Raw genomic sequence first — 12406 nt, forward strand, 5'->3', positions numbered from 1 at the left:
ACAAGACCCTTTTAAGAACAAATTTAGATATTTTAGAAAGACAACTTTCATTAGTTCTATATATATAAAGGACTAATATATTCAACAATTCTATTCTTTATAGTTTCTTTTTCATACAAAAAGCTTCACTAAAATTTAGCAGGTGTACCTTGATGAAAATACATTTGCCATCTTCCTTCTCTAAATTTCCATATCGAACTACGTAACGAGTGTTGATTATTCATTTCATTGAATATTTGATAAGTAGTTAATGCTACATCTTTGGATAATGGATGTACTTCAAAATCACTCAAAGTCATTTTTACCACACCAATTCCATTTTTATCGATATCCTCATTTTTATATAAAATTTTACCAGAACTCCCAAACTCAAAAAAATCAGCGGCAAGTATCTTTTTAAGCTCCTTTTGAGATGTGCGAACCCCTGGTTTAAGTAATCGTTCCTCTAGCTGATATAAACACTCTCTTAATGAAGATAAACCTTCCATTAGTACACTCCTCCGCTCATCATTACCAAAATATTACAACTTTTCACTCTACACTACACAATTATTCTGTATGTTTTTGCTAGTTCTGCAACCCTATCCATTCATCCCGCAATATCCCCATAATCAAACGCTCAAAACACTTTCCGTCTCTTTGAACTGCTTCCCTCATACATCCTTCCATCTGAAAACCCATCTTTTTATATAGTGCAATGGCAGATTTATTATACGAAATAACATCGAGACCGATGCGGTGTAAATTCAATTCATAGAACGCATACTTTAAAATAAGATGCACTGCTTCTCTCCCAAACCCTTTTCCTCTATCATTTGCCTCTCCTATACCAATTGCTAATAGACCTGTTCTGTTATTCCACTCTATGCCGTGAATTGCAACAAAACCAATTAAGCGATCATCTTGAACTGTTCTTAACATGAAAGAAACACTATTCGATCTCCGTCCCTTTAATAGCCCATCACTCGCTATTTCATGTAACGATTGCGGGAATGCCAAGTCTGTATCTACATTTCTTAAGTACTCACTATCCTCTTGCCACATAGCCATTACTTCAGCATCTGCTTCTCTAATAGCTGATAATTTAATAGTTTTATTTTGAAAAAGATTCATCGTCATCTAAAACTCCCCCTTTTTTAAATAGCGGGGACAATAATTCTAGCCTATTTATCCCCTTGTTCCATAAACTGTTTTTTTAACGGGATACTTACAATAAGCGCAGACATTGGCACATCTCCCTTGCATTGAATTAACTTCATTGTATAATTTTTCATTTATTCTAACAATAACAACAATAAAAAGACCCTCCAAATTTAGAGGGCCTTTCCTAATAGCAAAACTGTATTATTTCGTAAACATTTTCTCTGCTTCATCCATTGCCATTTTGTTACCTAAAGCAGAATAGTCAAGCCATGGTTGATCATTAATAATGTATACGTGCTTACCTTTAACAGCTTTTAAGTCTTTCCAAATTGGTGTTTCTTGCAGTTGTTTAAATGCTGCTTTCGCTTTATCGTCTCTGTTTACAACAACGAAAATAGCATCCGCATCAAAGTCAGGTAATACTTCTTGTGAAATTACTTCGAAAGGACGGTTTCCATCAATTTTCTCTACACCATTTGCAGGTTGTAACCCTAAGTCTTGAAATAGAATTGGTCCCATCGGTCTTTTCGTACTAAATACACGTAATTCTTTTGCAGTAACGCGAATTGCCATTACTTTTTCGTTATTACCTAACTCTTTATCTATTAAACTTTTTACTCGTTTTGATTGTTCTTCATAGTCTTGAATATATTTATCTGCTTCTTTCTCACGGTTTACAAGTTTACCTACTTCTTTTAAATGATCTCTCCACGTACCTTCATCTAAATTAAAAGTATGTGTTTTTGCAATTTTTTCGTATTTCGCTAAATCTTTACCAGCATATTTTTCATCAACATAAATTTCAGATGGCTTTAATTGAAGTAACGCTTCCATATTCGGATCTGTTACAACGCCAAGTTTCTTCGTATCTTTCAACTGTTCTTTCACGTGAGGTAAGAAATCTTTTAAATCTCCACCAATTACAGAACCTACCGGTGTAATTCCTAATGCAAGTAAGTTATTCGTTAAATGAATAGACATAGAAGCAATTTTTGGATCATTACTTTTTTCAGTTTTTTTAGTTGCCTCTTCACTAGATTTCGTTTGACCACATGCTGATAATACTAAAATAAACATAATGCTAAATAAAATAGTAAGTTTCTTTTTCATATGTTCTCCTCTTTGAAGTATTTATTTTGTTTTTGTAAGTAAATAAAGAAAATATGGCGCACCTAAAGCCGCTACTACTACGCCAGCTGGAATAGAGTTTGGCTCAAATAAAGATCGCCCTATCGTATCCGCGAGTACTAAAATAATCATTCCAATTATGCCAGCTAACGGAAGGAAATGTTGATATGTACTACCTACTAACTTTCTTGCGATATGCGGAGAAACTAAGCCGATAAAGCCAATTCCCCCTGCCATTGATACACTTGCACAAGACAATCCTACCGCTGTAGCTAAAAGCAGTAACCGTTCTTTTTGAACAGATACACCAAGTCCTGCTGCTACACTATCACCTAGTGACAGTGCATTTAACGTTTTAGATTTCAGCCATGCGTACGGAGTTAGTATCAAAATCCAAGGTAATAATGCTAGGACATGAATCCAATCTCTTCCCCACACGTTACCAACTAACCACCTAGAAGCGAATGTATACGTCTCATCATTTAACTTGAGCGAGAAAAATAACGAAAGTGCACTAAAACCAGCTGAAACTGCAATACCAACAAGAATAAGTCTAATGGGAAGTAAACCTTTCGACCGATCACTCGCAAGCAAAACAATAAGAAATGCAGCTAACACTCCTCCGCCAAATGTAAATAACGGTATTAAAATCGATGCACTCTCGTTAATAGAATGAAAGAAAGTAACAAATACAATAAGCCCGAAAGATGCACCCGAGTGTAATCCGAGAATACCAGGATCTGCGAGAGCATTCCGAGATAATCCTTGCAAAATCGCACCGGAAACTCCAAGGCCAATACCAGCTAACATTGTGATTATAATTCTTGGCATACGATAATCGTATAGCACGGTTGCACTCTCAAAATCACCATAGCCAAAAAGCGTTTGAATTACTTTGAGCGGTGCGATGCTCAGCGTCCCCGTATTTAAGCTAATCAAAATTACAGCGATACTTATACATCCGAAAATTGTAGTTACAGTAATAGCCCTCTTTTTATCCTTGTTAAAAAGATTCTTCACTTATAGCTCACTCCCAACTTTACGTGCTATATAGAGGAAGAACGGAACTCCAACAAGAGCTACCATAATCCCTATCGCAAGTTCTTTAGGAGGATTTACTGTTCTTGCCCCTAAATCAGCTAAAACTAATAACATAGCTCCTAATAATGCTGACATAGGAATAATTAGTCGATAATTAACACCTACTAATTTTCTAGCAATGTGCGGAATGACTAGTCCTACAAATCCAATGGAACCAACAGCTGAAACAGAAACACCTGCTAGAATCACTACCATAATCATCCCAAGTATTCTCGTTCGGTTCGTTTTTACACCTAAATTTGTAGCGACATCATCCCCCATGGATATGAGTGAAATAGATCGCCCTAGCGCTGTCGCAAAAACAATTGTTATGAGAATAATAGGCACTAAAAATTTCAAGTGTTCCCACTTAACCCCCGCAACACCACCAGCATACCAAAATGCTAAATCTTGGCTTAAGTCATAATAAATCGCAATACCTGAACTTAAGGAGTGTAAAAGCGCTGCCATAACTGCCCCTGCAATCGTTAACCTCATCGGCGTTAAACCGCCTGATGTTGCTGATCCAATAATAAAAATGAGTACTGTACTTAAAACTGCTCCAATAAAGGAGACAATCATTAAATAGGAATACGGCATATGCGGGAAAAAAGCAAAGCTAAGTGCTACTACAAACATCGCACCTGCATTTATTCCAAGCACTCCTGCATCCGCTAACGGATTTCGTGTTACCCCTTGCATTACAGCTCCAGCGACTGCAAAAGCAGCTCCTACAACTGCTGCGCCAATTACCCTTGGGAGCCTTAATTCATAAATAATTTGATGCTGTGTTAATTTCGGATTATAATCAAAAACCGCTGCCCACACAGTTTGCAAATGGATATCCTTTGCCCCAAATGCAACGGCTAAAAATATAGCTCCAATTAAACATATAATTGTTAAGCTCATGAAACATATGAACTTAATATGTATCCAGCGATTATTGCCAGCATGTACAGTAGACTTATGTAACATGTTTCATTTCATCCTTTATATTCAGTTGTTTTTTATAATTACTTTTTATTTATAATTATTATTGATAATAATTATCATTTTCATTTAGATATTATATCCCCACTTTTTTTAAATAGCAAACTATTTTTTTACTTTGTTAAACTATCAAAATACTTATTACAATTCCCTTCTAAAACTTCCAAATACATGCAAAATGACGTACTGTTTTATTTTCAAATTTGTAGTATACTAAGTTATTATTTTGATTTTTCAAATAATAATCCTGAAGGTGAAAACATGTTTTATGTAAAACAACTACTCTATTTTACTTATGAACAAGCATTATCCTGTTTGTTCCCTGTCGTTATTTTTTTAACACTTGCTCTTTCAAAAATCATTTCGATTCCAGGGCTGTACCGATATGATTTCATACTCATCGTATGTCTTCTTATGCAGTGGATTATGTACAAAACAGGTCTTGAAACAAAAGATGAACTAAAAGTAATTACTGTCTTCCACCTCATCGGCCTTTTACTAGAAATATATAAAGTACATTTCGGTTCATGGAGTTATCCTGAAGAGGCGTATTCAAAAGTTTTCGGAGTTCCGCTTTACAGCGGTTTTATGTATGCGAGTGTCGCAAGTTACATATGCCAAGCGTGGAGAAGATTGCATTTACAAATGCATCATTGGCCGAAAGCTATTTTTGCAATACCTCTAGGAGCAATGATTTACTTTAATTTTTTTACACATCATTTTCTATATGACTTTAGATGGGTATTAACTTTAATTTTATTCATTGTTTTCTTTCGCACATTTGTGGAATTTTCATTACGAGGCGTTACATATAAAATGCCGCTCGTACTCTCATTTTTCCTTATCGGATTCTTTATTTGGATTGCAGAAAACATCGCTACCTTCTTCGGAGCATGGCAATATCCAAATCAACGGGAAACATGGAGCCTCGTTCACTTAAGCAAAATTAGCTCATGGTTTTTACTCGTTGTTATTAGCATTATGATTGTTACACAACTCAAACATTTGAAGCAGTCGAAAAGATAATGCTGATTATGTAAAAACAGTTGGCCCATCACTCATTAGAGAGTGATGGGCCTTTTTTAAACCATCCTCATCAAAGGCATTATAGGTTCATCATAATTTACGAGAGCATAAGCAGTTGCACATTATGAACTAGTACTAGCAGAAGAGGTTGCTGCAGATGAAGCGGCAATCGTTGCCATCATAGCTGCCTGTTGTGCTTGTATGAGGACTTCTATCATAGTTTGTAAACCTGTGTTGGTAGCTTTACTTTCCTCACCTTTCTGACTTACAAACAGTTGAATAGCAATAAGAATATTCGTATCTGTATGCCAACGGAATAATTTCTCCCCCTGCAATTTTTCAATCAATGCTTTAATAGAATGAATCTCTTTTTCTCCATCCTCAAGTAACGCTAGTAGCCCGATAGCTGGATAATGCATCTGTTTCACTTTTACCTTTTCTTGTTTTAACAACTTCCATATGTTTGTACATTTTGCAACTAATATTTCTTCACGGACATCCTTCTTTAGTGAAAGAATATGACTTAAAAATTGAAGATCATTCCCTTTACGCAAACCAGCTTTCGCTAGTTTCTGATAAAGACGTTCTACTCGGTCCATAAGTGTTTCTACATTCTCTGATTGTCCTGCTAGTAAAACCGCGAGCGGATAATCATTTGTACCTGTAAGAAAGAGATGATCCTTTTTCATGCGTTTATATACTTGTATCGAACGCTGAATGTGCGTACCTTGCTGTTCATTTTCTTCTGTTAAAAGCACAGCTGCTGCGAGATAAGTAAATATACTCCGGCTAAAGCCACCAGCGACCAATTGTTCATATAAATCTAAAAACCTCTGAAAAGCTTCCTTGTAATCTGTAAAGTGAATATCTAATGTTGCGGATACCACAAAGCGATGATAAGACTTTAAGTATGAAAACATCCCTACCTGATTCTTAATATAACTACTAATTTCTAAAAAACGTCCGAGATCAAACAGTTTATCACTACCTGCATACATAGCAGCAATCATCATACCTGTTCGAGAATCACTCGTTTTCCATTTTAGTTCTCCCTTTAACTGTGCATATGTATGTGTGTATTGCTCCAACTTTTGTTCCAATGTAATCATAGTATTCCCCCATTTTCTAGTTCCTCTCTTTTATTATACGTATATTCCATATTTAGGAATACCCTATTTCATACAGATTTTGCAACCTTATACTTTCTTCTGTATTATTTTCAATATTTTTCTATTAATTAATACAAAAAAAATAATAACTACCATAAAACTTAGGATGTTTCTTTATCCTAATTGGTTGGTTTTCTTTCCTTCTTCATCAGCATCACGATGATTAGCGTTCATAATCCTTAATCCTTCAAGAAGTTCAACAACAAAAAAGGATAGATAATAAATTATCTACCCTTTTTTGTCTATATATTATTTAACTTTACCCAAAACTAAAGAGCCTTAATAATACGTTCCATCGCCTTCATTTGCCCAATATGGTCTGCTTCATGATAAAGCATCATACCGTATAGCTCTCCTACTGTTTCCAATCCTAGGAATGGCTCTGGAAGTTTATTTTCAAATGCTTCTGCTGGAATTTCTTGAATGCGCTTCGCTTGTTCTTTTAGTTGAACCGTTAACACTTCTAATGATGGCCCTTCTGTTTTCCATTTAGATGGTCTTGAACCATATCCAAACATACCTGGATATTCAGTTGGTAATTGTTTGAATTCTTTTCCAAACATGAAAACTTCTGCCGCCGTTAACACGTGACCGATATGCCAGCGAATTGTATTGTTAAAGCCCTCCGGCTGCGTATCCGCAGTTTTGTCATCTAACGTTTCCATAAATTGAAGTAATGCCCCACGCGTTATTTCAAATTGTTTTAAACCAATTATTCTATTCATTTTATCGTCTCCTTTTTTATGTACAATTTATTATGAACTAAGGATGTTAAACTTATTAAAGTTTCACCTTGTTTAATCTATCAGAAACAATTAAAAAATACATCTAATATGCTTATTGAGACTCCCACGACTAAAGTCGCAAGCCATTTCTGTTTTGAACAGCCTTCAAGATAAGGGCATCTCATTGCCCCTCCTAAACCAGACCATAAAGGTGCTTAGGCTGATTGACTGTTACCATCAATCACAGTTGCGTAGCGAATATTCATCGCTCCAACGATATCACGATGTGTCTTAAACCCACATGGACACTTGTATTTTCTATCTCGATCCTTATTCTTTTCAGCACATTTCGGACAACTTTGACTTGTATAAGCTGGATCCACATATTCAATCTGAATACCAGCTATCGTTGCTTTATAGGCAATACATTGTGCCAAACGATAGAATGACCAAGTGTGTAGATTTTTTTCGTTTTTACGGCTTGTTCTTGCCGTCTGTCTTATATTCGTTAGTTGTTCTAATCGAATGACAGAAATATGATTTGCAATCGCAAAATTAATAATCTCACGACTTATTTTGTGATCTTTATCTTGCATCCATCTTTGCTCTTTATCATCCATTCGCCGAATGGCTTTCACCTTTTTGTCTTTTCCTAACTTCTTACGAACACTACGAAACTTACGCTTCTTATATTTATTGTGCCTACCACTCCCAAAGAAACGAACCTTATCATCATCTGTGATTGCTACCGCGGGGACCTTGAGACCTAAGTCTACGCCTAAAATTTTCGTTCCTATCCTTTTATTGATAGGAAGTGTGACAGATATTTGGGCTATCCATTTATTTGATTTCTTTGTGATGCGAAGTGTACCTAATTTATGTTTTAACAGATTCAGATTACGATTGTTTTTATCACTTAATAAAGCTCGGATTTTTACACGAGTCGACTTTCCATTTACCTTAAATGGGATTGAAATATAAGTAGGTTCAAATGAATAATTTTGATTGTTCCATACACAAACAGGTCTCTTTAGAATTGGGATGATTTTATAATGGCTTTTCTTTACTTTTGTAGCAAACAAACTTTTCGCATCTTTAATCGCTTGATTTTTCACTGCACTTGGTATATTTGCTTCAATATCTTTTGTGCTTTTTTTCGTACTTTTCTTTGCTTCCACCATTTCCGATACAAGTGTATTTATAACTTTTATATATTCTTGACTGCTTTGTTCCAATAAACAGATTTGTCCTTTTGTTGGAATCAATTTCACTTTCACTGTTAGGGTCTGTGACATACGTTTCATCCCCTTGTTTTTTGATTTTCAACCTCGTGTTCATTTGATACATTTCTAGCGATCATAACAAAATCAGACGTGTTTATAAACTTTACAACTGTATGAAACGAGAAGGTTTTCCTCTCAAACACTTTGAAACATTCTTCTATCATCATTTATTTTCGGAAGGTTCCAACAAAAACATCCGAAGAAACTACCTATACTTTGGATACTTAAAGTACCACGAACCTTGCGATTTTTAGTGGTACTCCGTATCCAACCTCACTTTCATCCCATGCCTAAAGGCAATGGGCTTTCTTGTTCGGGAAAAGCTGTAAAAATAATACAAAGGTTCACTCCTCCTAAATATAGAATTACTTACTACGCATTTAGTTTAGTAAATAAAAGAGGAGTGTAATGGCATGTTACATGTTTTAAAACAACAATATAATCTTATTCGTTCTACAAGAGAAAATCTATTTTCGTTTTTGGAAGAAATCTCACAAGAAAAATTACATAGCACTGTTCCCAATTTCGGGAGCGGTAGCATTATAAAGACGCATATTCATGTAGCCGATTGCTACCGATACTGGCTTGGATCATTCGCATTCAAGCAAAAACGAGCAGATTTTTCATTCGCTAGTGATTATGAAATTGAGCATGCAGATGTCGAGAAAGTTCGTGCTAGATTTAAGTTAGTCGATGAGGTTGTAATGCGTTTTTTAGATGAATACAATGACCGTTGGCTCGAAAATATAGCAAATGAAGTGAAATGGCAAAAAGAACCTTGGAGCACAACTCCGCTATGGCTTTTAACTCATGCGGAAACACATGAATTTCATCATAAAGGTCAAATTGTATCAATGGCTCGTCACCTCGGATACACTCCGCCTGACACAGACCTTAGTTAGTTAATTACTGCAACTGAACTTAATAAAGTAAAACTTTAATCAGTGGGGGCTTTGTTCGTCCTCCACTGATTATTAGCCTTCACCAATCGGGCGTTTACGGGCAGTTGATCTCCCACCTAACTTCTTTGCTCCAGCCAAATTTTAAGATGGGAGTCTTACTGCCCACAAATAGCGGGATAAACACAAAAAGAAAGCGCATTTTTTGATTAATCTTTTTCAAAACATGCGCTTTCTTTCCGTAAATAAGTTAATCGTTTATTATATTACTTCCTCACTTATAACACCCGTTAATTAAAAGACTCCCTCGTCACCTCAATAAATTGCTGCAACGGCGCTGTCATCCATTTATCTTTATGCCAAGCAATTTGCGTATAGATCGGAGTGATTGTATTCTTTAAGACTAATTCCTTTATCGTTCCCTCTCGTATATCTTTTTCTACTACTATTGCTGGCAAAACTGCTATACCTAAATCTGCAATAACGCATTGTTTAATTGCCTCGACACTAACAAATTCAATCTTATTTGCTGGGTATACATCTTCCGCACGAAATAACTCTTCAAATAAAGTCCGATACGAGCAACCAAGCTCCGTTAGTAAAAGTGTCTCACTCTCTAAATCTTTTGTAGTAATCAAAGGTTGTTCAAGTAAATAATGCCCTGAAGCAGCTACTACTTTTAATTCTTCTTTCATAAGCGGCTCCACATGTAAAGCATCTTCTGTTTTACATTCGTCCAAAATAAAGGCAAGATCGACTTTTCCCTCCATCAATTGTTCCTTCGCATCTTTATTGGAATGCGCTGGTTTAAATATAAGCTTAATTTGTGGAAATTGCGCTTTAGACCTCTTTAATATAGAAGGAAGTCTATATGTACATTGGCTTTCTTGCGCACCGATTATTAACGTACCTGCTATTTCCTCATCATCTTTCACAGCCATTTTCGCTTCGTTACTGAGTGCAATCATCTTGTCGGCATATAGTTGAAACTTTCTGCCTGCTTCAGTTAAAAAAAGACGTTTTCCTAATCTTTCAAATAATGGCGTACCGAGCTCAGCCTCTAACGTTTTAATTTGCGCCGTTACACTCGATTGAGCAAAGTTCAATTTCTTCGCAGTTTGCGTAAAGTTCAAAGTGTCCGCTGCTACTTTAAATGTAATTAATTGTTTTATCTCCATTTATCATCCCTCTTTTCAATCGGTATTTCCGATTGATTTCATTGAAATAATCCTCTTTGTCTATTGATATTTGTATTGTATGATAAATATCATCGACAAACAATAAAATGGAGGTATTCCATATGAAAGCACTTTGTTTCGAACAGTTTGGAAGTCCAGATGTACTACAATATAAAGAAATACATGATCCAATCACAAATCCAAATGAAGTTCTTGTTCGCATGCAAGCAATCGGTTTAAATTTCGCTGATATTTATAGACGCCGCGGTGATTATCATCTCGCTGGTAACCCGCCTTATATATTAGGTTATGAAGGCGCTGGTATTGTTGAAAAAGTAGGAGCAGACGTTACTACTATCAATCCTGGAGACCGTATTGCATTTGCTGACGTTCCATTCTCAAATGCAGAATTAGTTGCCGTTCCATCTGAAAAAGCAATTACGCTTCCAGACTCTATTTCTTTTGAAACAGCCGCTTCTGTCTTATTACAAGGATTAACAGCACATTATTTAACGAAAGATAGCTATCAAATAAAACAGGGTGATATAGCTTTAGTACATGCCGCAGCTGGTGGTGTTGGTCAACTTCTCATCCAAATGATTAAACTACAAGGCGGAAAAGTAATCGGTCTTACGTCATCAAAAGAAAAAGCACAGATAGCCACGTTAGCTGGTGCTGATCACGTATTTTTATATACTGAAGCATGGCATACGAAAGTACTTGAATTAACTAATGGTGCCGGAGTAAATGTTGTGTATGAATCAGTAGGTTCTACTTTAGAAGAAAGTTTTAAAGCTACTAAAGTTGGTGGTACCGTTGTATTCTATGGAATGGCTGGCGGTAATCCCGCGCCTGTAGATCCACGTATGCTTATGGATACTTCAAAAACTTTAACTGGCGGAGACCTTTGGAACGTTCTTACTACGTATGAAGAACGCAAGCAACGCTCTACTCAATTATTTGATTGGATCACTGCAGGAGAATTAAATATCGCGAGTCCAACTACATTCGCTTTACAAGATGGTGCTCTTGCACATGAATTATTAGAGAGCCGTAAAAGTACTGGGAAGATTTTATTAATTCCGTAATCGTTCCACTTTAAAAAGGAAAGATAAGCATACTAAAAGAGCATCGGAATCGATGCTCTTTTAGTATGGAATTTTATTAGTTTCTTTTTATTCCAGTAATTTTCGGCTCATCATATGAAATAATATCGATGATATGGTTCAAACAAGGAATTTGATAGTGAACGAACTGCTCTTCAGGAAATATAAATTCAGCAATTGTTCCTGTTTTAACGAAATCCAAATATCTTGATTTTGAGTAAACTCTAAAAATTCTACCTTCTGAAATTTCGTAGTCATCCATTACAGTAAACGATTCATTAGTAACGGAGTAAGCAACATACGATTCAAAATCCAATTGCACAATTGGCAGATTGTCATCAACATCAATGGATGATGCTTCTATTTCAACCTCATCTGTAATTTTCGCGAGTCCCTTAGTTTTGTTAACTTTACACCTATCAATAAGTACCCTCAGTGAATTTTCTTCAGGTTCAAATAATTTGTTTAAATCTATATATCCTTTAAATTCCATCAAATCTTGAAAATCCATTATTCCCCCCCATTTTGAAAATCTATCTGAAACAGTTGCGAATCTCTTTACATTACTACTCAACCAAGATTTTATACACGTATTCTAATCAACTGTAACATAAATCATTGTACACTCTGACTTTATGTTGAAAGTGGTACTGTTTTTGGTACAAACTCAATGAAAAAT

12 protein-coding genes and 1 pseudogene are annotated in these 12406 nt (G+C 35.7%); 3 read left to right on the forward strand and 10 right to left on the reverse strand.

What is annotated here, in order from left to right; all coding sequences use genetic code 11:
- Window positions 1–128: 128 nt before the first annotated feature.
- The 5 genes from NSS97_RS17695 to NSS97_RS17715 all read right to left on the reverse strand — a co-directional run bounded on the left by NSS97_RS17695 (window position 129) and on the right by NSS97_RS17715 (window position 4326).
- Window positions 129–488 (reverse strand): nuclear transport factor 2 family protein, encoded by a 360-nt coding sequence (locus NSS97_RS17695; RefSeq protein WP_044438876.1) that lies wholly within the window; start codon window positions 486–488, stop codon window positions 129–131.
- A gap of 79 nt (window positions 489–567) precedes the next feature.
- Complete coding sequence (locus NSS97_RS17700) at window positions 568–1119, reverse strand: GNAT family N-acetyltransferase (RefSeq protein WP_044438878.1); 552 nt, start codon at window positions 1117–1119, stop codon at window positions 568–570.
- A 225-nt stretch (window positions 1120–1344) separates the two neighbouring features.
- Complete coding sequence (locus tag NSS97_RS17705; RefSeq protein WP_002014213.1) at window positions 1345–2253, reverse strand: iron-hydroxamate ABC transporter substrate-binding protein; 909 nt, start codon at window positions 2251–2253, stop codon at window positions 1345–1347.
- Between the two features lie 21 nt (window positions 2254–2274).
- Window positions 2275–3291: a FecCD family ABC transporter permease gene (locus tag NSS97_RS17710; RefSeq protein WP_044438880.1), complete on the reverse strand. Its 1017-nt coding sequence runs from the start codon at window positions 3289–3291 to the stop codon at window positions 2275–2277.
- Complete coding sequence (locus tag NSS97_RS17715) at window positions 3292–4326, reverse strand: FecCD family ABC transporter permease (RefSeq protein ID WP_044438883.1); 1035 nt, start codon at window positions 4324–4326, stop codon at window positions 3292–3294.
- A 276-nt stretch (window positions 4327–4602) separates the two neighbouring features.
- Here NSS97_RS17715 and NSS97_RS17720 point away from each other — a divergent pair, with 276 nt between their 5' ends.
- On the forward strand, window positions 4603–5367 hold the full coding sequence (locus NSS97_RS17720) for a DUF817 domain-containing protein (protein WP_002142605.1): 765 nt from the start codon (window positions 4603–4605) through the stop codon (window positions 5365–5367).
- 122 nt (window positions 5368–5489) lie between these two features.
- On the opposite strand, the pseudogene NSS97_RS17725 reads toward NSS97_RS17720, so the two are convergent.
- The 3 genes and pseudogenes from NSS97_RS17725 to NSS97_RS17735 form a co-directional block, all read right to left on the reverse strand.
- Window positions 5490–6526, reverse strand: a pseudogene (locus NSS97_RS17725) (DUF4003 domain-containing protein).
- Between the two features lie 279 nt (window positions 6527–6805).
- Window positions 6806–7261 (reverse strand): DinB family protein, encoded by a 456-nt coding sequence (locus tag NSS97_RS17730; RefSeq protein WP_002033453.1) that lies wholly within the window; start codon window positions 7259–7261, stop codon window positions 6806–6808.
- Between the two features lie 215 nt (window positions 7262–7476).
- Complete coding sequence (locus NSS97_RS17735; RefSeq protein WP_341113649.1) at window positions 7477–8556, reverse strand: transposase; 1080 nt, start codon at window positions 8554–8556, stop codon at window positions 7477–7479.
- A 401-nt stretch (window positions 8557–8957) separates the two neighbouring features.
- Here NSS97_RS17735 and NSS97_RS17740 point away from each other — a divergent pair, with 401 nt between their 5' ends.
- Entirely contained in the window at window positions 8958–9446 is a 489-nt protein-coding gene (locus NSS97_RS17740) for a DinB family protein (protein ID WP_044440046.1), read from the forward strand.
- 287 nt (window positions 9447–9733) lie between these two features.
- On the opposite strand, the gene NSS97_RS17745 is transcribed toward NSS97_RS17740, so the two are convergent.
- Window positions 9734–10621: a LysR family transcriptional regulator gene (locus NSS97_RS17745; protein ID WP_341113653.1), complete on the reverse strand. Its 888-nt coding sequence runs from the start codon at window positions 10619–10621 to the stop codon at window positions 9734–9736.
- Window positions 10622–10743: 122 nt separating this feature from the next.
- Between NSS97_RS17745 and NSS97_RS17750 the strand changes: the two genes are divergently transcribed.
- Window positions 10744–11709: a quinone oxidoreductase family protein gene (locus tag NSS97_RS17750; RefSeq protein ID WP_044440039.1), complete on the forward strand. Its 966-nt coding sequence runs from the start codon at window positions 10744–10746 to the stop codon at window positions 11707–11709.
- 76 nt (window positions 11710–11785) lie between these two features.
- On the opposite strand, the gene NSS97_RS17755 is transcribed toward NSS97_RS17750, so the two are convergent.
- Window positions 11786–12238 carry a hypothetical protein gene (locus tag NSS97_RS17755; protein ID WP_044440036.1) on the reverse strand — a complete coding sequence of 151 codons (453 nt, stop codon included), beginning with the start codon at window positions 12236–12238 and terminating at the stop codon, window positions 11786–11788.
- Window positions 12239–12406 lie beyond the last annotated feature (168 nt).

The organism is Bacillus sp. FSL R12-0074 (assembly GCF_038005725.1).
GTDB classification, from domain to species: domain Bacteria; phylum Bacillota; class Bacilli; order Bacillales; family Bacillaceae_G; genus Bacillus_A; species Bacillus_A mycoides.